Annotated in this window: 19 protein-coding genes and 1 pseudogene; 8 read left to right on the forward strand and 12 right to left on the reverse strand. The window is 49.5% G+C overall.

The genetic code is table 11. The annotated features are described in order from the left end of the window. Positions 1–85: 85 nt before the first annotated feature. The 3 genes from A1WG_RS18590 to upp all read right to left on the reverse strand — a co-directional run bounded on the left by A1WG_RS18590 (position 86) and on the right by upp (position 2,884). Positions 86–787: a DnaA inactivator Hda gene (locus A1WG_RS18590; protein WP_001307333.1), complete on the reverse strand. Its 702-nt coding sequence runs from the start codon at positions 785–787 to the stop codon at positions 86–88. A gap of 95 nt (positions 788–882) precedes the next feature. Further along, the gene (uraA, locus tag A1WG_RS18585; protein WP_001516866.1) at positions 883–2,172 is read right to left on the reverse strand and encodes a uracil permease; all 1,290 of its coding nucleotides are present in this window, start codon (positions 2,170–2,172) and stop codon (positions 883–885) included. A gap of 85 nt (positions 2,173–2,257) precedes the next feature. Continuing rightward, a complete protein-coding gene (gene upp / locus A1WG_RS18580) occupies positions 2,258–2,884 on the reverse strand; it encodes a uracil phosphoribosyltransferase (protein ID WP_001295473.1) in 627 nt (208 codons plus the stop codon). 324 nt (positions 2,885–3,208) lie between these two features. Here upp and purM point away from each other — a divergent pair, with 324 nt between their 5' ends. The 4 genes from purM to ppx all read left to right on the forward strand — a co-directional run bounded on the left by purM (position 3,209) and on the right by ppx (position 8,668). Continuing rightward, entirely contained in the window at positions 3,209–4,246 is a 1,038-nt protein-coding gene (purM, locus tag A1WG_RS18575; protein ID WP_001516867.1) for a phosphoribosylformylglycinamidine cyclo-ligase, read from the forward strand. After that, positions 4,246–4,884: a phosphoribosylglycinamide formyltransferase gene (gene purN / locus A1WG_RS18570; RefSeq protein ID WP_001028606.1), complete on the forward strand. Its 639-nt coding sequence runs from the start codon at positions 4,246–4,248 to the stop codon at positions 4,882–4,884. Before purM ends, purN begins: the two co-directional genes overlap by 1 nt. 171 nt (positions 4,885–5,055) lie before the next feature. Next, positions 5,056–7,122 carry a polyphosphate kinase 1 gene (gene ppk1 / locus A1WG_RS18565; RefSeq protein ID WP_001516868.1) on the forward strand — a complete coding sequence of 689 codons (2,067 nt, stop codon included), beginning with the start codon at positions 5,056–5,058 and terminating at the stop codon, positions 7,120–7,122. Positions 7,123–7,126: 4 nt separating this feature from the next. Next, on the forward strand, positions 7,127–8,668 hold the full coding sequence (gene ppx, locus A1WG_RS18560; protein WP_001121375.1) for an exopolyphosphatase: 1,542 nt from the start codon (positions 7,127–7,129) through the stop codon (positions 8,666–8,668). A gap of 44 nt (positions 8,669–8,712) precedes the next feature. On the opposite strand, the gene A1WG_RS18555 is transcribed toward ppx, so the two are convergent. Continuing rightward, positions 8,713–10,956 carry a bifunctional diguanylate cyclase/phosphodiesterase gene (locus A1WG_RS18555; protein ID WP_000772787.1) on the reverse strand — a complete coding sequence of 748 codons (2,244 nt, stop codon included), beginning with the start codon at positions 10,954–10,956 and terminating at the stop codon, positions 8,713–8,715. A gap of 180 nt (positions 10,957–11,136) precedes the next feature. Beyond that, positions 11,137–11,289 carry a hypothetical protein gene (locus A1WG_RS24815; RefSeq protein ID WP_000019728.1) on the reverse strand — a complete coding sequence of 51 codons (153 nt, stop codon included), beginning with the start codon at positions 11,287–11,289 and terminating at the stop codon, positions 11,137–11,139. A 17-nt stretch (positions 11,290–11,306) separates the two neighbouring features. On the opposite strand from A1WG_RS24815, the gene A1WG_RS0121395 reads away from it, so the two are divergent. The 3 genes from A1WG_RS0121395 (at position 11,307) to A1WG_RS18545 (ending at position 12,885) form a co-directional block, all read left to right on the forward strand. Beyond that, on the forward strand, positions 11,307–11,498 hold the full coding sequence (locus A1WG_RS0121395) for a YfgG family protein (protein ID WP_000076002.1): 192 nt from the start codon (positions 11,307–11,309) through the stop codon (positions 11,496–11,498). 310 nt (positions 11,499–11,808) lie between these two features. Beyond that, a complete protein-coding gene (locus A1WG_RS18550) occupies positions 11,809–12,327 on the forward strand; it encodes an outer membrane lipoprotein (RefSeq protein WP_010378956.1) in 519 nt (172 codons plus the stop codon). A 15-nt stretch (positions 12,328–12,342) separates the two neighbouring features. Further along, the gene (locus A1WG_RS18545) at positions 12,343–12,885 is read left to right on the forward strand and encodes a DUF5384 family protein (protein WP_000755156.1); all 543 of its coding nucleotides are present in this window, start codon (positions 12,343–12,345) and stop codon (positions 12,883–12,885) included. A 150-nt stretch (positions 12,886–13,035) separates the two neighbouring features. Here the strand turns inward: A1WG_RS18545 and guaA are convergent, their stop codons facing one another. Further along, positions 13,036–14,613, reverse strand: a complete 1,578-nt coding sequence (gene guaA, locus A1WG_RS18540; protein ID WP_000138266.1) for a glutamine-hydrolyzing GMP synthase — start codon at positions 14,611–14,613, stop codon at positions 13,036–13,038. A gap of 68 nt (positions 14,614–14,681) precedes the next feature. Then, positions 14,682–16,148 carry an IMP dehydrogenase gene (gene guaB / locus A1WG_RS18535; RefSeq protein WP_001516870.1) on the reverse strand — a complete coding sequence of 489 codons (1,467 nt, stop codon included), beginning with the start codon at positions 16,146–16,148 and terminating at the stop codon, positions 14,682–14,684. Between the two features lie 161 nt (positions 16,149–16,309). On the opposite strand from guaB, the gene xseA reads away from it, so the two are divergent. Continuing rightward, complete coding sequence (gene xseA, locus A1WG_RS18530) at positions 16,310–17,686, forward strand: exodeoxyribonuclease VII large subunit (protein ID WP_001516871.1); 1,377 nt, start codon at positions 16,310–16,312, stop codon at positions 17,684–17,686. A 238-nt stretch (positions 17,687–17,924) separates the two neighbouring features. Here xseA and A1WG_RS25235 read toward each other — a convergent pair. The 5 genes and pseudogenes from A1WG_RS25235 to yfgM all read right to left on the reverse strand — a co-directional run. Beyond that, positions 17,925–18,131, reverse strand: a pseudogene (locus tag A1WG_RS25235) (hypothetical protein); the annotation flags it as partial. Positions 18,132–18,313: 182 nt separating this feature from the next. After that, entirely contained in the window at positions 18,314–18,535 is a 222-nt protein-coding gene (locus tag A1WG_RS18525) for a zinc ribbon domain-containing protein (protein WP_000422354.1), read from the reverse strand. A 67-nt stretch (positions 18,536–18,602) separates the two neighbouring features. Then, positions 18,603–20,078 (reverse strand): ribosome biogenesis GTPase Der, encoded by a 1,476-nt coding sequence (gene der / locus A1WG_RS18520; protein WP_001516872.1) that lies wholly within the window; start codon positions 20,076–20,078, stop codon positions 18,603–18,605. 117 nt (positions 20,079–20,195) lie between these two features. Beyond that, positions 20,196–21,374: an outer membrane protein assembly factor BamB gene (bamB, locus tag A1WG_RS18515; protein WP_001177078.1), complete on the reverse strand. Its 1,179-nt coding sequence runs from the start codon at positions 21,372–21,374 to the stop codon at positions 20,196–20,198. A 10-nt stretch (positions 21,375–21,384) separates the two neighbouring features. Further along, positions 21,385–22,005, reverse strand: a complete 621-nt coding sequence (gene yfgM, locus A1WG_RS18510; RefSeq protein WP_001516873.1) for an ancillary SecYEG translocon subunit YfgM — start codon at positions 22,003–22,005, stop codon at positions 21,385–21,387. Positions 22,006–22,014 lie beyond the last annotated feature (9 nt).

Here is a 22,014-nt window from a genome sequence, read left to right on the forward strand (position 1 = left end):
TCTTATCCGGCCTACAAATACAATGAACTTGATTCGAGTAGGTCGGATAAGGCGCTCGCGCCGCATCCGACAATAAACGTCCCGTTTACAGCTTCAAAATCTCTTTCACAAACGGAATGGTCAACTTACGTTGCGCGGTAATAGACGCGCGATCCAACTGATCCAACGTCATAAATAGCGTGCGCATCTCTCTGTCGAGTCGCTTCAGCAAGAAACGCCCCACATCTTCCGGCAGTTCAAAACCACGCAAACGAGCACGTAACTGTAGCGCCTGCAACTTATCTTCATCAGAAAGCGGCTGCAATTTGTAGATCTGCCCCCAGTCGAGACGAGACGCGAGATCAGGTAATCCCAGATTCAACTGGCGCGGAGGGCGATCGCCGGTGATCAACAACCGCGTTTTGCCCGACTCCAGAATCCGATTGTAGAGATCGAAAATCGCCATCTCCCACAACTCATCGCCAGCAATACACTCAATATTGTCGATGCAGACCAGCGACAAATGCTCCATACCGTCGAGCACTTCCGGGACAAACCAGGTGCGTTTATCCAGCGGGACATAACCCACCGCATCGCCACGCTGCGACAATTCCGCGCAAGCCGCGTGCAGCAGATGGCTGCGCCCCGCGCCTTCGCGTGCCCAGAGATAAATGTAACCGCTATGTTCCTGACGCAGCACATTTTGCAGCGCGGCCAGTAGAGAGGAGTTATCCCCCGGCCAGAAACTTGCAAAGGTTTCGTCGTCAGGAAGATAAAGTGGCAAAGAGAGCTGTGCCGGTGTGTTCAGAGATACCTCAACCAGGGATTCCACAAAATCGCGAGAAGTTTACCACAGAATTCCATTATGTTTGAACCGGGCAGCAACACTGCCCGGTCTGTACATTATTTATCTGTTATATCCGCGTCTTCTGCGTCCAGCACCACTTCTTCAGGGCGCAGCACGCTAATCAGTTTGAAGATCAGGCTTAAGCCGATACCGACGATAGTCGCCAGCGCCATGCCTTTCAGCTCCGCCGCGCCGATGTTTACCTTCGCGCCACTGACGCCGATGATCAAAATAACAGAAGTCAGGATCAGGTTCTGAGCTTTGTTGTAATCCACTTTCGATTCAATCAGCACACGAATACCAGAAGCACCAATCACGCCGTAAAGCAGCAGTGAAACGCCGCCCATCACCGGCAGAGGGATCATCTGGATAGCGGCAGCCAGTTTACCAACGCAGGAAAGCAGGATGGCGAAAATCGCCGCGCCGCCGATTACCCATGTACTGTATACGCGGGTGATCGCCATAACACCGATGTTTTCCCCGTAGGTGGTGTTTGGTGTGGAACCAAAGAAACCGGAGATCACGGTCGACAGACCGTTAGCGAACATCGAACGATGCAGGCCCGGATCGCGCAGCAGATCTTTCTTCACAATGTTAGCCGTTACGACCAGATGCCCCACGTGTTCGGCAATCACCACCAGCGCCGCTGGCAGAATAGTCAGAATAGCAAACCACTCGAAGCGCGGTGTATAAAGGGTTGGCAGTGCAAACCAGTGAGCGTTAATAATCGGTGTGGTATCGACGATCTCCATCGCAAAGGAGAGCGCATAACCCACCAGCACGCCAATCAAAATCGGGATAATAGCCAGGAAACCACGGAACAGCACGGAACCTAAAACCGTGACTGCCAGGGTGGTAATAGAAATGATGACGGTTTTGGAATCTGGCGTTTGCCCTTCAGCCGGGAGTAAGCCAGCCATACCGGCAGCTACGCCTGCCAGCTCCAGACCGATGACGGCAACGATCGCGCCCATTGCTGCGGGCGGAAACAGGACGTCCAGCCAGCCGGTTCCCGCTTTCTTCACAATAAAAGAAACCAGGCAGAACAGCACGCCGCACATAATAAAGCCGCCCAACGCGACTTCATAACCCAACGGCAGCAGTAACAATACTGGAGAAATAAAGGCAAAGCTGGAGCCGAGATAAGCCGGGATTTTACCTTTACAGATGAAGAGATACAGTAGCGTTCCGATACCGTTAAATAACAGTACGGTCGCCGGGTTAATATGAAATAAGACGGGCACCAGGACGGTTGCACCAAACATGGCGAACAAATGTTGCAAACTAAGCGGGATTGTCTGTAAAAGTGGCGGTCTTTCACTCACCCCGATAGCACGGCGCGTCATAGTATATTCCTCTGTATTATGTGTTATAGGCGCTTTACTCAAAAAAAAGCCGACTCTTAAAGTCGGCTTTAATTATTTTTATTCTTTATTTTGTACCAAAGATTTTGTCACCGGCATCACCGAGACCCGGAATAATGTATCCGTGCTCATTCAGCCCCTGGTCAATCGATGCGGTATAAAGTTCAACGTCCGGGTGCGCTTTTTCCAGCGCAGCGATGCCTTCTGGAGCTGCCACCAGCACCAACACTTTAATGCTGCTGCAACCTGCTTTTTTCAGTAGGTCAATGGTGGCGATAACTGAACCACCGGTTGCCAGCATTGGGTCAACGATCAGCGCCATACGCTCATCGATGTTAGACACCAGTTTCTGGAAGTACGGCACCGGCTCCAGTGTTTCTTCATTACGGTACATACCGACTACGCTGATACGCGCACTCGGAACGTTTTCCAGAACGCCGTCCATCATCCCCAGACCGGCACGCAGAATCGGCACTACGGTAATTTTTTTACCTTTAATTTGGTCGATTTCCACCGGGCCGTTCCAGCCTTCGATGGTTACTTTTTCAGTTTCGAGGTCAGCGGTCGCTTCGTAAGTCAGCAGGCTACCCACTTCGGAAGCGAGTTCGCGAAAGCGCTTGGTGCTGATATCTTGCTCACGCATCAGTCCCAGCTTGTGTTTGACGAGTGGGTGTTTGACTTCCACGATCTTCATACTCTTTCTCCTTTGAGGGGCAGCCACAAAAAAAATCGACGGATTATACCGCCTTTCTTCAAGGCGGCAATATTATTTTCGTTGATTTTAGTCAAACCCATAGAAAATTTAGATAAATACATTTAACATTCAAATAGTTAAAAAAGATAATTATCCTGGCAATAAATCATTCGTTGCCTCTGCACGCGTATTTTTTCACCTCTCGCTCAGCAAAAAGGGGGGAAAAAAGGTTGTGTAAAGCAGTCTCGCAAACGTTTGCTTTCCCTGTTAGAATTGCGCCGAATTTTATTTTTCTACCGCAAGTAACGCGTGGGGACCCAAGCAGTGACCGATAAAACCTCTCTTAGCTACAAAGATGCCGGTGTTGATATTGACGCGGGTAATGCTCTGGTTGGAAGAATCAAAGGCGTAGTGAAGAAAACGCGTCGCCCGGAAGTGATGGGCGGTCTGGGCGGCTTCGGTGCGTTGTGTGCGCTGCCGCAAAAATATCGCGAACCCGTGTTGGTTTCCGGCACTGACGGCGTAGGCACCAAGCTGCGTCTGGCGATGGACTTAAAACGTCACGACACTATCGGTATCGATCTGGTCGCCATGTGCGTTAACGACCTGGTGGTGCAAGGCGCTGAACCGCTGTTTTTCCTCGACTATTACGCAACCGGAAAACTGGATGTTGATACTGCCTCATCGGTGATCAGCGGCATCGCGGAAGGGTGTCTGCAATCGGGCTGCTCGCTAGTGGGTGGCGAAACGGCAGAGATGCCGGGGATGTATCACGGCGAAGATTATGACGTAGCTGGTTTCTGTGTTGGGGTGGTAGAAAAATCAGAAATCATCGACGGTTCGAAAGTCAGCGACGGCGATGTGCTGATTGCTCTCGGCTCCAGCGGCCCGCACTCGAACGGCTATTCGCTGGTACGCAAAATTCTTGAAGTCAGTGGCTGCGATCCGCAAACCACTGAACTCGACGGCAAACCATTAGCCGATCATCTGCTGGCCCCAACCCGTATTTATGTGAAATCGGTACTGGAGTTGATCGAAAAAGTGGATGTGCACGCCATTGCGCATCTGACCGGTGGCGGCTTTTGGGAAAATATTCCGCGCGTATTGCCGGAAAATACCCAGGCAGTGATTGATGAATCCTCCTGGCAATGGCCGGAAGTATTCAACTGGCTGCAAACGGCAGGCAATGTCAGCCGCCATGAAATGTATCGCACCTTCAACTGCGGCGTCGGGATGATTATCGCCCTGCCGGCTCCGGAAGTGGACAAAGCTCTCGCCCTGCTCAATGACAACGGTGAAAACGCGTGGAAAATCGGTATCATCAAAGCCTCTGATTCCGAACAACGCGTGGTTATCGAATAATGAATATTGTGGTGCTTATTTCCGGCAACGGAAGTAATTTGCAGGCAATTATTGACGCCTGCAAAACCAACAAAATTAAAGGCACCCTACGGGCAGTTTTCAGCAATAAGGCCGACGCGTTCGGCCTTGAACGCGCCCGCAAAGCCGGTATTGCAACACATACGCTCATCGCCAGCGCGTTTGACAGCCGTGAAGCCTATGACCGGGAGTTGATTCACGAAATCGACATGTACGCACCCGACGTGGTCGTGCTGGCCGGTTTTATGCGCATTCTCAGCCCGACGTTTGTTTCTCACTACACCGGGCGTTTGTTGAACATCCACCCTTCCCTACTACCAAAATATCCCGGTTTGCATACCCATCGCCAGGCGCTGGAAAATGGTGATGAGGAACACGGCACATCGGTGCATTTCGTCACCGATGAACTGGACGGCGGACCGGTTGTTTTACAGGCAAAAGTCCCGGTATTTGCAGGTGATACGGAAGATGAAATCATCGCCCGCGTGCAAACCCAGGAACACGCTATTTACCCACTGGTAATTAGCTGGTTTGCCGATGGGCGTCTGAAGATGCACGAAAACGCCGCGTGGCTGGATGGTCAACGCCTGCCGCCGCAGGGTTACGCCGCCGACGAGTAATGCCCCCGTAGTTAAAGCGTCAGCTCTACCGTTGGCGCTTTTCAATTCCCTTGTAAATCGCAAGCTCCAGCAGTTTTTTTCCCCCTTTTCTGGCATAGTTGGACATCTGCCAATATTGCTCGCCATAATATCCAGGCAGTGTCCCGTGAATAAAACGGAGTAAAAGTGGTAATGGGTCAGGAAAAGCTATACATCGAAAAAGAGCTCAGTTGGTTATCGTTCAATGAACGCGTGCTTCAGGAAGCGGCGGACAAATCTAACCCGCTGATTGAAAGGATGCGTTTCCTTGGGATCTATTCCAATAACCTTGATGAGTTCTATAAAGTCCGCTTCGCTGAACTGAAGCGACGCATCATTATTAGCGAAGAACAAGGTTCTAACTCTCATTCCCGCCATTTACTGGGCAAAATTCAGTCCCGCGTGCTGAAAGCCGATCAGGAATTCGACGGTCTCTACAACGAACTGCTGCTGGAGATGGCGCGTAACCAGATCTTCCTGATTAATGAACGCCAGCTCTCCGTCAATCAACAAAACTGGCTGCGTCATTACTTTAAGCAGTATCTGCGTCAGCACATTACGCCGATTTTAATCAATGCTGACACTGATTTAGTGCAGTTCCTGAAAGATGATTACACCTATCTGGCAGTGGAAATTATCCGTGGCGATACCATCCGTTACGCGCTGCTGGAGATCCCATCAGATAAAGTGCCGCGCTTTGTAAATTTACCGCCGGAAGCACCGCGTCGACGCAAGCCAATGATTCTGTTGGATAACATCCTGCGTTACTGCCTTGATGATATTTTCAAAGGCTTCTTTGATTACGACGCGCTGAATGCCTATTCGATGAAGATGACCCGCGATGCCGAATACGATTTAGTGCACGAGATGGAAGCCAGCCTGATGGAGTTGATGTCTTCCAGCCTGAAGCAGCGCTTAACCGCAGAACCGGTACGTTTTGTTTATCAACGCGATATGCCCAGTGCGCTGGTTGAAGTGTTGCGTGAGAAACTGACCATCTCCCGCTACGACTCCATCGTACCCGGCGGCCGTTATCACAATTTTAAAGACTTTATTAATTTCCCCAATGTCGGCAAAGCCAATCTGGTGAACAAACCACTGCCGCGTTTACGTCATATATGGTTTGATAAAGCCCAGTTCCGCAACGGTTTTGACGCCATTCGCGAACACGATGTGCTGCTCTATTATCCTTATCACACTTTTGAGCACGTGCTGGAACTGCTACGCCAGGCCTCGTTCGACCCAAGCGTACTGGCGATTAAAATTAACATTTACCGCGTGGCGAAAGATTCGCGCATCATCGACTCGATGATCCACGCCGCGCACAACGGTAAGAAAGTCACCGTGGTGGTTGAGTTACAGGCACGTTTCGACGAAGAAGCTAACATTCATTGGGCGAAGCGACTTACCGAAGCGGGAGTACATGTGATCTTCTCTGCCCCGGGGCTGAAGATTCACGCCAAATTATTCCTGATTTCGCGTAAAGAAAACGGCGAAGTTGTGCGTTATGCGCATATCGGAACCGGGAACTTTAACGAAAAAACGGCGCGCCTTTATACCGACTACTCGCTGCTGACTGCCGATGCGCGTATCACCAACGAAGTACGGCGAGTGTTCAATTTTATTGAAAATCCATACCGTCCCGTGACATTCGATTATTTAATGGTGTCACCGCAAAACTCTCGTCGCCTGCTGTATGAAATGGTAGACCGCGAGATCGCCAACGCTCAACAAGGGCTACCCAGCGGTATTACCCTGAAATTGAATAACCTGGTCGATAAAGGTCTGGTTGATCGTCTGTATGCGGCCTCCAGCTCCGGCGTGCCGGTGAATCTGCTGGTGCGCGGGATGTGTTCACTGATCCCTAATCTGGAAGGCATTAGCGATAACATCCGTGCTATCAGCATTGTCGATCGTTACCTGGAACACGACCGGGTTTATATTTTTGAAAATGGCGGCGATAAAAAGGTTTACCTGTCCTCCGCCGACTGGATGACACGCAATATTGATTATCGTATTGAAGTGGCAACGCCACTGCTCGACCCACGGCTGAAGCAGCGGGTACTGGACATCATCGAAATTCTGTTCAGCGATACAGTCAAAGCGCGTTATATCGATAAAGAACTCAGTAATCGCTACGTTCCCCGCGGTAACCGCCGCAAAGTACGGGCGCAGTTGGCGATTTACGACTACATCAAATCACTCGAACAATCTGAATAACCCTATGCCAATACACGACAAATCCCCTCGTCCACAGGAGTTTGCTGCGGTCGACCTTGGTTCAAACAGTTTCCACATGGTCATTGCCCGTGTGGTGGATGGCGCAATGCAGATTATTGGTCGCCTGAAACAGCGTGTGCATCTGGCGGACGGTCTGGGGCCAGATAATATGTTGAGTGAAGAAGCAATGACGCGCGGCTTAAACTGCCTGTCGCTGTTTGCCGAACGCCTGCAAGGATTTTCTCCTTCCAGCGTCTGTATTGTTGGGACCCATACGCTACGTCAGGCGCTGAATGCCACTGACTTTCTGAAGCGAGCAGAAAAGGTTATCCCCTACCCGATTGAAATTATCTCCGGTAATGAAGAAGCACGTCTGATTTTTATGGGCGTGGAGCATACCCAACCGGAAAAAGGCCGCAAGCTGGTTATTGATATTGGCGGCGGCTCAACGGAACTGGTGATTGGCGAAAATTTTGAACCCATTCTCGTGGAAAGCCGCCGAATGGGTTGCGTCAGCTTTGCCCAGCTTTATTTCCAGGGTGGCGTCATCAATAAAGAGAATTTTCAGCGCGCACGCATGGCAGCGGCGCAAAAACTGGAAACCTTAACCTGGCAATTCCGGATTCAGGGCTGGAACGTGGCAATGGGCGCTTCCGGCACCATTAAAGCCGCCCATGAAGTGTTGATGGAAATGGGCGAGAAAGACGGGATTATTACCCCGGAACGTCTCGAAAAACTGGTGAAAGAAGTTTTACGCCATCGTAATTTTGCATCGCTTAGTTTACCGGGCCTTTCCGAAGAACGGAAAACCGTATTTGTCCCTGGACTGGCAATTTTATGCGGTGTGTTTGATGCCTTAGCTATCCGTGAACTGCGGCTTTCTGACGGTGCGCTACGCGAAGGCGTACTTTATGAAATGGAAGGCCGTTTTCGCCATCAGGATGTACGTAGTCGTACCGCCAGCAGCCTCGCCAACCAGTATCACATTGACAGTGAACAGGCACGGCGGGTGCTGGAAACCACCATGCAGATGTACGAACAGTGGCGGGAACAACAACCGAAGCTGGCGCATCCGCAACTGGAAGCCTTGCTACGCTGGGCCGCCATGCTGCATGAGGTCGGGTTAAATATCAACCATAGCGGATTGCATCGCCATTCGGCCTATATCCTGCAAAACAGCGACTTACCGGGTTTTAATCAGGAACAACAATTGATGATGGCGACGCTGGTACGCTATCACCGTAAAGCGATTAAGCTCGACGATCTGCCGCGCTTTACGCTGTTTAAGAAGAAGCAGTTTCTGCCCTTAATCCAGCTATTGCGCCTTGGCGTATTGCTAAACAACCAACGTCAGGCAACCACTACCCCACCGACATTAACGCTGATTACCGATGACAGCCACTGGACTCTGCGTTTTCCGCATGACTGGTTTAGCCAGAACGCGCTGGTTCTGCTTGATCTGGAAAAAGAGCAAGAATACTGGGAAGGCGTGGCTGGCTGGCGGTTAAAAATTGAAGAAGAAAGCACGCCTGAAATCGCGGCTTAAGATGAAATGAAAACGGGCCAACATGTTATGTCGGCCCCAATAAATTACGCGCTTTCCCGGACAGGTTCTCTTTCATCCAGCATATCCACTAACAGTTGCGGTTCACCAATCAAAAAGCCTTGCAGGTAATCAATACCCAAAGAATGAACCGCCTGGCGAATCTCTTCATTTTCAACATATTCCGCAACCACTTGCATTTTCTTCATTCGCGCCAGATGACAAATTGACGCCACTATCTGGTAATCCAGACTATTCGAGACAATATTGCGTATGAAGCTGCCATCAATTTTTAATAAATTGGCATTCACATTTTTTAGCCGCGCATAACTGGCATAGCCGGTGCCAAAATCATCAATTGCAATTTGGCATCCTAACTCCTGAAGATGCTGCAACGTATTCTGTGCCTGTTTAACATTGGTCAGGATATTACTTTCTGTTACCTCAAAAATAAGCTGCCACGCTTCTATTTGATATTTAGCTAAAAAATGACTGACGTTCAAAGGAAAATGCGCCTGACAAACGGAAGTTGGCGACAGGTTAATAGCAAATCGGCGGGCAGGCATTTTTTCTCTATTTTCCGCCATAAATTGCAGTGTATGTTCGATGACCCACATGTCGATGCTGGACGATAAGCCAAATTCATGCGCAACCGGTAAGAAATTGTCAGGATTGATGAGTTCATCGTTCTCTCCTTTCATGCGCAGCAGAATTTCATGATAGACATCACCACGCACCCCAGTAATCGGCTGGGCCATCAGGCAAAACTGGTTATGCTCAAGCGCCTGCTGTAGCCGATTCATCATCGCCACTTTGTCTTTTAATTCCCGTTGTAAATACATTGCCCCACGACGTTGCATATTTTCCGGGGTATTGGTCACGATGGAAAGTTCGGCAACCGTATTTAACTCCCCGAGCAGCAGGTATATATGATTAACCGGTGAGCGGACATAGCAATAACTAACGCCAATCTGAGGTTGTAACGGCATTCCATCCCAAAAGAAACGAAACTGCTTCAGATGGTTATCCAGCGCGGTAATGCGCTCCTGGTGTGATTCTGTATTCAATCGTAACGCAAGGTCGTTGCCGGAAAGCTGATAAACAGATTCGCCCGGCTCCAGCAATGATGTCAGCCAGTGTGAAATTTTTTGTTTATATTGAATGCGTAGCATGATGCCATAGTTCTTTACCAGCATTTCCATGCCTGGGATGCGTAAATAACATAGCACGGACCAGGGTGCATCGCGCAGCGCGCGGTTCAGGGCGCGAATATTTGGCAGATGAACAACCGGGTCCACATAGGCAAGCCGTTGAATGCGTCTGACCACCGCTCGCTGACGGGTTGCCAGTACAGCCATATAATTGACAATAAAAGAAAAAACTAAATAACTGGAGGAAGTTATGGTCAGTTGCGTGGTATATCCTGGATAAAGGGGAATGTAATTCTGATAGCTGTGAATACTGATCATCAGCACTACCGCCCAGAGCAGCGATATAAACTTATAGCCGTAGCGCATTGCTCCCCACATCATCAGCGGCAACAATAACGATAACGTATAGTTGGTGCTAAAAATTGTGCTTTTTTCATTTAACGGCATACATAACAGCAACAGCAACGTACCTAAAGCCAGTAACCAGATCGCAAATTCTTTTTTGGTCACTTTTCTGTCAACCTGCTGTTTTAACTGCGAATAATAGCTACGTAAATAAAGTGGATTTCGCACCACCCGAATGATGAAATAGCACAGCGGGACACCGATAAGATTACCGACCAGCAGGGCCTGATAATTGATTAAGGTTCCAAGGTTAAAAGGCATGACGCCTACCAGATTTTCTTTGCTCGCCAGTAATCCTACAAACGCCGCAAACTGGAAAAGCACCAGGAACAACGTTGCAGGAAAAAAAATCTGCCAAAAAATTCGCTGGGAAATTAAGCGGGTATCGCCATGTGAAACGTTGTTACGCCGGGGAGTAAAGACCCTGTAACCGCCCCAACAAATAATAATAATGATAATAAAATTAGCCGTTAACGAAAGCGTTTCGTAAAGGCCAAGCTCCGCATACTTACGAACAAAAATGCCTAATGCTATACCCGGTAATGCTGCCCAGCCAAAAAACATCATCATGCTGATCATCAGAGCCAGGGGCAGATAAAAGAGAAATACTTCACCAGAGGAAATATGCGCGAAAGTATTTATTTGTGCGAAAACAGGTAAAATTAAAGAAGGCAGGATCAGCGGAAGCCCCCACCATTTATCACGTATTTTTATATAAGTTGCATTCAGTTTCATAGATGCTCAGCAGAATCCCCCACATCCTGAAGGGGTGTATTCAGACAGGCATCCCACCTGACTTCGAAAGATGATTACTCATCGCTATAGAGGACATTGATTCTAAGTGTCATATGAAAGTTCCAATTGATATATATCAAACAAAATAACCCTGATTAATGAATTATTACGTTTATTATGTTAATTCATCATTATTACATCAGCACTGTAAATAATTAAATTAATTTCCATAACATTAAAATATGTATCCACTGACGCTTTTTTACATAACGAAGAATTGACCATTTTTTCCTGATGTGCCTTAATGTAAGTACCGTCTCCTGAGTGGGACATACTTCAAGGAACCTTTTGTGAGTCAGGCAACCAGTATGCGAAAACGACACCGATTTAACAGTCGTATGACCCGTATCGTACTACTCATTAGCTTTATCTTCTTCTTTGGCCGCTTTATCTACTCGTCCGTCAGTGCCTGGCAGCATCATCAGAGCAAAAAAGAAGCTCAACAATCCACACTCTCTATCGAATCATCGGTACAACGTTAGCGGTTACCTTCGTCATCCTTCCTGAACAAGACGGCTCAATGTTGTCAGATGCTGTTGCTCTTTGTTGTTATCAAAGCGGCAAGCATTCTTTCACCTTAAATCTCGCCTCTTTGCCCTGACTGACGATCATCTTGCCTAAGGACGGAATAAACATTAAATTAATATATATATTTCAATTATATTTTTTATTAATTTATTATTCTGGTGAATTTTAATAAATTAAATCTATTCCTTTATCCGCAATACATTTACTTTCTTCTTTTGATGATCTTAAATGTCTTATTTTTCGTAATGTGTACAACAAGGAATAGTGATGAAATTTAAAAAATGTTTTCTGCCTGTGGCAATTTTAGCGTCATTCACCCTGGCAGGATGCCAGTCAAATGCTGACGACCATGCCGCCGATGTCTATCAAACCGATCAACTGAATACAAAGCAAGAAACTAAAACCGTTAATATTATCTCCATTCTTCCCGCAAAAGTTGCCGTAGATAACTCACAAAATAAACGGAATGCGCAAGCCTTTGGCGCACTTATTGGCGCTGTCGCAGGCGGCGTTATCGGCCATAACGTTGGATCTGGTAGTAACTCCGGAACAACGGCTGGTGCAGTTGGTGGCGGAGCTGTAGGCGCGGCAGCGGGTACTATGGTGAATGATAAAACCTTAGTGGAAGGTGTCTCTTTAACTTATAAGGAAGGCACCAAAGTGTACACCTCCACCCAGGTGGGTAAAGAATGCCAGTTCACAACGGGTTTAGCCGTTGTTATTACCACCACTTATAACGAAACGCGTATTCAGCCAAATACAAAATGTCCTGAAAAGAGCTAACTATCAGGAGGACTCATGAAGAAAGTTTTTCTTTGCGCCGCCATATTAGCTGCTGTTAGTAGCCCGGCTTTCGCCTCTTCATTACAGGATCAACTCTCTGCGGTCGCAGAAGCTGAACAGCAAGGCAAAAATGAAGAACAAAGGCAGCATGACGAATGGGTTGCGGAGCGCAACAGGGAAATCCAGCAAGAGAAGCAACGGCGCGCAAACGCTCAGGCCGCAGCGAATAAAAGAGCGGCAGCAGCAGCAGCGGATAAAAAAGCTCGCCAGGATAAACGGGACGCCGAATTCACTGCGGATAAAAAGCGCGATCAAAGTTATGAAGATGAGCTGCGCAACTTAGAGATTCAGAAGCAAAAACTGGCGCTGGCAAAAGAAGAAGCGCGCGTTAAGCGTGAGAACGAATTTATCGATCAGGAACTGAAACACAAAGCAGCGCAAACCGATGTTGTACAATCTGAAGCTGACGCTAACAGGAATATGACTGAAGGTGGTCGTGATTTGATGAAAAGCGTGGGTAAAGCAGAAGAGAATAAATCAGACAGTTGGTTTAATTAATCGTCTTTCCACTACCAGGCCTGTAATTCGTGAGGATTATGGGCTTTTTAATTGCATAAAAAACCCTCCAGTGGATGAACAGAGGGTTTTGTTACCAAAATATGCTGAAGCCTCGTACGAATAGAAAACCTCAGCATTTAGTGTTCGGGTTTATTCCCACTCAATAGTAGCTGGCGGCTTACCGCTGATGTCATACACCACGCGGGAAATACCATTCACTTCATTGATAATACGGTTGGAAACGCGCCCTAAGAAATCATACGGCAGGTGCGCCCAGTGTGCGGTCATAAAGTCGATGGTTTCGACAGCACGCAGAGAGACAACCCAGTCATATTTACGACCATCGCCCATTACGCCTACGGAGCGTACTGGCAGGAAGACAGTGAATGCCTGGCTGACTTTGTCGTACAGATCAGCTTTACGCAGCTCTTCAATGAAGATGGCATCCGCACGGCGCAGCAGGTCGCAGTACTCTTTCTTCACTTCACCCAGCACGCGAACGCCAAGGCCAGGCCCCGGGAACGGGTGGCGGTACAGCATGTCGTACGGCAGACCCAGCTCCAGACCAATCTTACGCACTTCGTCTTTGAACAGCTCTTTCAGCGGTTCAACCAGGCCCATCTTCATCTCTTTCGGCAGGCCGCCTACGTTGTGGTGAGATTTGATAACGTGCGCTTTACCCGTCGCAGAAGCGGCGGATTCAATAACGTCAGGGTAGATAGTCCCCTGCGCCAGCCACTTTACATCTTCCAGTTTCAGCGCTTCTTCATCGAATACTTCAACGAAGACGCGACCGATGATTTTACGTTTAGCTTCCGGATCGTTTTCACCCGCCAGCGCAGCCAGGAAACGCTCTTCTGCCGGAACGTGAATGATGTTCAGGCCGAAGCGATCACCAAACATATCCATTACCTGTTCAGCTTCATTCAGACGCAGCAGGCCGTTGTCGACGAATACACAGGTCAGGTTTTTACCGATAGCACGGTGCAGAAGCATCGCAGTAACAGAAGAGTCCACGCCACCAGAGAGGCCAAGGATCACTTTATCATCGCCCACCTGCTCGCGAATGCGGGCTACGGCGTCATCGATAATTTTTGCTGGTGTCCACAGTGCTTCACACTGGCAAATATCGCGCACAAAACGCTCCAGCATACGCATCCCCTGACGGGTGTGAGTCACTTCCGGGTGGAACTGTACGCCATAGAAACGTTTTTCTTCGTTAGCCATTATGGCAAACGGGCAACTTTCGGTGCTGGCTACGGTAACGAAACCCTCAGGAATTGCAGTTACCTTATCGCCGTGGCTCATCCACACGTCAAGCAGCGGTTTGCCGTCTGCACTTAACGCATCTTCGATGCCACGAATGAGCGCGCTATCAGTTTGTACTTCAACCTGTGCATAACCAAACTCACGCTCGTTAGAGGCTTCAACATGGCCACCTAACTGCATCGCCATGGTCTGCATACCATAGCAAACGCCGAATACCGGTACGCCTGCTTCAAAGACATACTGCGGCGCTCGCGGGCTGTTTTCTTCGGTGGTGCTTTCCGGGCCGCCGGAAAGAATAATGCCGCTTGGGTTGAAGTCACGAATTTGTGCTTCTGTCACATCCCATGCCCACAGTTCACAGTAAACGCCCAGCTCACGCACGCGGCGCGCAACCAGTTGGGTGTACTGTGAACCGAAGTCCAGAATGAGGATGCGATGCTTATGAATGTTTTCCGTCATTGACGCTTATTCCGAGGCAAGTGAAACAGATAATATAAATCGCCCGACATGAAGTCGGGCGAAGAGAATCAGGAGCCCATACGGTAGTTCGGGGACTCTTTGGTGATGGTCACGTCATGAACGTGGCTTTCCTGAATGCCAGCACCGCTGATACGTACAAACTCCGCTTTAGTACGCAGTTCGTCGATAGTACCACAGCCGGTCAGGCCCATACAGGAGCGCAGACCGCCCATCTGCTGGTGGATGATCTCTTTCAGGCGACCTTTGTAAGCCACACGGCCTTCGATGCCTTCTGGCACCAGTTTGTCAGCGGCGTTGTCGCTCTGGAAGTAACGGTCAGAAGAACCTTTGGACATCGCGCCCAGAGAGCCCATACCACGGTAAGATTTATAAGAACGGCCCTGGTAGAGTTCGATTTCACCCGGAGATTCTTCCGTACCTGCCAGCATGGAGCCTACCATCACCGCGCTTGCGCCAGCAGCGATAGCTTTAGCGATATCGCCGGAGAAGCGAATACCACCGTCAGCGATAACTGGAATACCGGTGCCTTCCAGGGCTTCTACTGCGTCAGCAACGGCGGTGATCTGCGGAACACCTACGCCAGTGACGATACGGGTGGTACAAATAGAACCAGGGCCGATACCAACTTTAACCGCGCTACAACCGGCTTCCGCCAGCGCACGAGCGCCTGCAGCAGTGGCGACGTTACCGCCGATGATTTGCAGATCCGGGTATTTGGCTCGGGTTTCGCGAATACGTTGCAGAACACCTTCAGAGTGACCGTGAGAGGAGTCGATCAGCAGAACGTCAACACCAGCGGCCACCAGCGCATCAACACGCTCTTCGTTACCTGCGCCAGCACCAACCGCCGCACCAACACGCAGACGGCCTTGCTCGTCTTTACAGGCGTTCGGTTTACGCTCCGCTTTCTGGAAATCTTTCACGGTGATCATGCCAATCAGGTGGAATTCATCATCAACCACCAGCGCTTTCTCAACGCGTTTTTCGTGCATTTTGGTCAGCACAACTTCACGGGCTTCGCCTTCACGCACGGTCACCAAACGCTCTTTCGGCGTCATGTAAACGCTAACCGGCTGATTCAGGTCGGTCACAAAACGCACGTCACGACCGGTGATGATACCAACCAGTTCGTTTTCTTCGGTTACTACCGGGTAGCCAGCAAAACCGTTACGCTCGGTCAGTTCTTTCACCTCGCGCAGAGTCGTGGTTGGCAGAACAGTCTGCGGGTCAGTCACCACGCCAGACTCGTGTTTTTTCACGCGGCGAACTTCTTCCGCCTGGCGTTCAATGGACATGTTTTTGTGGATAAAGCCAATACCGCCTTCCTGAGCCAGGGCAATAGCCAGGCGCGCTTCCGTTACGGTATCCATTGCTGCGGAAAGCATAGGGATGTTCAGACGAATAGTTTTCGTCAGTTGAGTGCTGAGGTCAGCGGTATTCGGCAGGACGGTAGAATGAGCAGGAACGAGGAGAACGTCGTCAAACGTCAGAGCTTCTTTAGCGATACGTAGCATGGGCAATATCTCGACCAGAGTGGTTAATAAATATTGCCGCGGCATTATACAGAGCGTAACCGATTGCATCTACCCCTTTTTGCAAAAAATGCTTGCTATCCCCTGCTGGCGGGTTACTATCGACTGAATAACTTGCTGATTTAGAATTTGATCTCGCTCACATGTTACCTTCTCAATCCCCTGCAATTTTTACCGTTAGTCGCCTGAATCAAACGGTTCGTCTGCTGCTTGAGCATGAGATGGGACTGGTATGGATCAGCGGTGAAATATCTAACTTCACGCAACCGGCTTCCGGTCACTGGTATTTTACGCTCAAAGACGATACCGCCCAGGTGCGCTGCGCAATGTTCCGTAACAGCAACCGCCGGGTAGCCTTTCGCCCACAGCACGGGCAACAGGTGCTGGTTCGCGCCAATATTACGCTGTATGAGCCGCGTGGTGACTATCAGATAATCGTTGAAAGTATGCAGCCCGCCGGTGAAGGCTTGTTGCAACAGAAGTATGAACAGCTAAAAGCGAAATTGCAGGCTGAAGGTTTGTTCGATCAACAGTTTAAGAAGCCGCTCCCCTCCCCCGCGCACTGTGTAGGTGTCATCACCTCAAAAACCGGTGCCGCGTTGCACGATATTTTGCATGTGCTTAAACGCCGCGATCCGTCTCTACCCGTGATCATCTATCCTACCGCCGTACAGGGTGATGATGCGCCTGGGCAAATTGTTCGCGCCATTGAACTGGCGAATAAGCGCAACGAGTGCGACGTATTGATTGTCGGGCGCGGCGGCGGGTCGCTGGAAGATTTATGGAGTTTTAACGACGAACGCGTAGCGCGGGCGATTTTTGCCAGTCACATTCCGGTTGTCAGCGCCGTTGGACATGAAACTGATGTGACCATTGCCGATTTTGTTGCCGATTTACGAGCACCCACACCATCGGCTGCCGCCGAAGTGGTGAGCCGTAATCAGCAAGAATTACTCCGTCAGGTGCAATCTGCCCGTCAGCGACTGGAGATGGCGATGGATTATTATCTCGCCAATCGCACCCGGCGTTTTACACAGATTCATCATCGATTACAGCAGCAGCACCCACAGCTACGGCTGGCGCGTCAGCAAACCACTCTCGAACGTCTACAAAAGCGGATGAGCTTTGCACTGGAAAATCAACTAAAACGTGTCGGACAGCAACAGCAGCGATTAACACAGCGACTAACCCAGCAAAATCCGCAGTCACGTATTCATCGCGCGCAAACGCGGATTCAGCAACTGGAATATCGTCTGGCGGAAGTGTTACACGCACAACTTAGCGTAACACGTGAACGTTTTGGTAATGCAGTAACACACCTGGAAGCCGTGAGCCCGCTGTCAACACTGGCGCGTGGATATAGCGTAACCAGCGCCGCCGATGGCACAGTGCTGAAACAGGTTAAGCAGGTCAAAGCGGGCGATACGTTGACCACGCGGTTAGGTGATGGCGTGGTGGTCAGCGAAGTCAGTTCAGTTATGAAAACCCGCAAACCACGTAAAAAAGCGGCTAATCCGTAGGCCGGATAAGATGCGCCAGTATCGCATCCGGCAATATCACCATGCCAACACCAGATATAATCCGGGCATCACTGAATGTACCCTGCCGTATTACTCATACTTCCACACTGTTTTGCTATATCACATTTGCCTGAATCAACTCAGTGTCCCAACGCCCAGGTTTCGTTGGCGACATTTGGTGCCACCACAACAACTGCACCAGAAGGTAATTCTGTTTTCAACAGAGGTCGATGTGTTTTTCAAACCCTTGTGTTGCAGAGTTGGTGATGTAATCGGCACTGCGTTCTTTAAATGAAGTTCCTTTATTATTCTGTGCTTCTTGTCGGGTCGCTTCGCTGCCGAACTCGAGCTATGGGTCGTTATTTTGTTTAATGTTTGTCTCCGGTGCGGCAATGGCTGCACCAGAGATCAGCATCATTACAATACAGCGCCCCCAATGCACCATCCCTGAATAATATATCAATACAAAAAATTAATAATGACAGGCAGTATATTCCACACATAAAGGAAAAATCACTCAAGCAAATATAAATACAATTTTAATTAAAATAGTCTAACCGATCTGTTTATCGACCAGACACTGATAAATCTAATTTTTATAGTGTGAATATAGATTTTAAATAAAACTTAATATTCAGGAAGGACAAACTCAACACGTTTGCGGGAAATAAGCCCGTGACCATTCTGACAGAAGTAATCTACCGCACCGCAGGCTTTGAGTACCTGCAAAGGCTGATGGCAATCAGGGCACAATGCCTGGAGAGAGAAATTTTTGTCACAGGTTTCACAATGAGCGATGTCACCATTACGCTCGAGAGGTTTCTGACAGATTGGGCAGTTGAGTTCCATATAAACTCCTTCGATAAGTTTCCCCCTACTTACGAGAGGGAAACTATAGATAAGTACTTACCTACTATTACTTATTTTTTTTGATGTGCTTCATCAGACGCTTGCGCTTACGCATCTGGGTCGGCGTCAGGGTGTTACGCTTGTTCGCATACGGGTTTTCCCCTTCTTTGAACTGAATACGAATCGGCGTACCCATCACATCCAGAGATTTGCGGAAGTAATTCATCAGATAACGCTTATAGGAATCCGGCAGGTCTTTTACCTGGTTGCCGTGGATTACCACAATCGGCGGGTTGTAACCACCGGCGTGGGCATATTTCAGCTTCACGCGACGACCGCGAACCAGCGGCGGCTGGTGGTCTTCAACAGCCATAGTCATGATACGCGTCAGCATAGACGTGCCTACGCGACGGGTAGAGCTGTCATACGCTTCACGCACTGATTCAAACAGATTGCCAACCCCGCTACCATGCAACGCAGAGATAAAGTGCACGCGAGCAAAATCGATAAAGCCCAGACGGAAGTCCAGCGTCTCTTTCACCTGCTCCTTCACTTCCTGGCTCAGGCCATCCCACTTGTTCACCACAATCACAAGTGAGCGCCCACTATTGAGAATAAAGCCCAGCAGGGAGAGATCCTGATCGGAAATACCTTCGCGTGCATCAATCACCAGCATCACAACGTTGGCATCTTCAATTGCCTGCAACGTTTTGATTACCGAGAACTTCTCTACCGCATCGGTAATTTTGCCACGTTTACGTACGCCTGCTGTGTCAATGAGTACATACTCACGTCCATCACGTTCCATTGGAATGTAGATGCTGTCGCGCGTAGTCCCGGGCATGTCGTAAACCACCACGCGCTCTTCACCGAGAATACGGTTAGTGAGTGTAGACTTACCCACGTTCGGACGACCCACTATCGCCAGTTTGATCGGCAGACTTTGCGGATCGAAGTCGTCTTCCTCTTCTTCTTCCTCGCCATTCTCTTGCGCTTCAAATTGCGCCCAATATTCCGCGTCTTCATCCACTTCTTCTTGCGGCGCGATATCTTCCATCCACGGCAGCAGAACATGCTCAAGCAGACTCAAAACACCACGACCATGCGAAGCGGCAATCGGGTAGATTTCACCTAAACCAAGTGAATAAAAATCAACGATTGCTTGATCCGGATCCAGTCCGTCGGTTTTATTCGCCACCAGGAAGGTTGGCTTTTCGCGGGAACGCAGATGTTTGGCAATGGCTTCATCCGCTGGCATCAGACCCGCGCGTGCATCCACCATAAACAGCACCACATCCGCCTCTTCAATCGCCAGCAGCGATTGTTCCGCCATGCGGGTTTCTACACCGTCTTCTGTGCCGTCAATCCCGCCGGTATCAATACAGATAAACTCGCGGCCTTCAATTTCCGCACGACCGTACTTACGGTCACGAGTCAGACCCGGGAAATCCGCAACCAGCGCATCTCGGGTGCGAGTTAGACGGTTAAATAACGTGGATTTTCCTACGTTAGGGCGCCCGACAAGCGCGACCACAGGTACCATGTTTAAAGCCTCATTTTTATAAATCATCAGACAACGCCCGCAATTTTCGCGTCGTTGTTAAAAACAGGAAAACGGCCCCTGTCCAGGAGCCGTTTTCAAAGTGAACGACAGAGACGATTAACGTGTAATGGAATACACGGTCCCGTCTTTTGCCTGGATCAGCAGTTTGCCATCAGCGGCAACCGGGTCAGTCTGGAAACCGGAGCTATCAACTTTTTGCTGGGCAACGAAACGGCCATCTTCAACGTTAATCCAGTGCAGATAACCTTCGCTGTCACCCACCACCAGATTGCCATTATACAGCACCGGGGACGTCAGCAGGCGATGCAGCAGATCGCTTTGAGTCCACAGTGTAACGCCACCGTCGATGGTCAGCGCCATCACCCGGTCATTTTGATCGACCAGATAGATGCGGTTGCCGTCGACGATGAAATCATTCACCGAACCCAACTCGCGTTTCCACATAATCTGACCACTGCGCAAATCAAGCGCCGTCAGGTTACCATTATAGGCCAGCGCGAAAACAACACCGTTCACCACAACCGGCGTAGTATCAACATCGCTCAAACGGTCGATTTCGGTAGAACCGGTCGCCTGGGAGATACGCTGCTGCCAAATCATCTGTCCCTGCTGCATCAACACAGCACTGACGCGACCATTATCACCACCGACCACTGCCGCACCAAATGCAGTTGCTGGCGCAGACTCGCCACGCAGAGAGAGCGAAGGCATATCGAGGTTAACTGTCCATTTAACAGCGCCGTCAGCTTCGTTCAACGCCTGCAACTGACCGTTGCTGGTGTGAATCAAAACCAGACCGTCACTGACTACCGGACGAGAAAGTGCTTCACCCGCTACTTTGGTTTGCCATGCAACAGTACCATCGCTGGTGTTCAGCGCGTAAACCTGCGCTTTTTCGCTGCCAATATAGACATGACCACCCGCGACGGTCACGCCGCCGGAAAGTAACGCAGGCTCTTTAGATAACCAGCCATCTTTCTCGGCCAGACTGACAGACCAGATTTCTTTGCCGTCATCCGCATTCATCGCTTTAACCAAACCAGCGCGATCGGCAGCATAGACAACGTTATCCGCCAATGCCGGATGAAGATTAGAGTAGAAGTTACCAATGCCGCTACCAACGGAAGTGCTCCACGCCGTGGTCGGCGTAAACTGGTTTTCAACGGTCGGTAATGGGGACATCTTCACCACATCTTCTTCACTGTTAAACAGCGAACAGCCGCTTAAAAGGGTAACGGAAAGCATTCCTGGCAGCAGTAATTTACGCAATTGCATCGGGTCCCTCTCAGATGGACAAATTATTAATTTTCATCTGCATCATTTCACTCAGTGCCGGGGTAACATCGCTTTTCACGCCTGTTTCCCACGCACTACGCGCACCTTGCTTATCACCTTTGCTCAGCAATGCTTCACCACGCAGGTCAGCAACAATAGCAGCCCAACCTTCACCTTTAATGGTATCGAGGGTTTTCAGCGCGGCATCAGCCTGCTTGAGCTGCACCTGAACTCGGGCAAGACGCAGATTTATCACGGCTTTGAGATTTTCATCGCTCGTGTCCGCCAACCCTTGTTGTAATTGGGTGGCAGCTTTCTCTAGTTCATTTTTGTCAACAAATTGCTGCGCAAGTTCCAAAGAAGCCAGCGCGCCATAAGTATTTTTATTTTCAGCAGCGAATTTTTCCGCCGCCGGGATGCTGCCCGGTTTGCCTTCGCTCACTGCGGTAACCGCATTTTGATAAGCAAGAGAAGTGGATCGTGAGGACTCAACCTGATGGCTGTTCCAGTAGCGCCAGCCAATCAGTGCGCCAACACCTAAAATCACCCCAACAGCCAGTGCTTTGCCATTTTCAGCAAAAAAGCGTTTAACTGCTTCAACCTGGTCGTTTTCGTTCTCGTAAATTTCCACGCTGTCCTT

The sequence above is a fragment of the Escherichia sp. KTE96 genome (genome assembly GCF_000408525.1).
GTDB lineage: Bacteria > Pseudomonadota > Gammaproteobacteria > Enterobacterales > Enterobacteriaceae > Escherichia > Escherichia marmotae.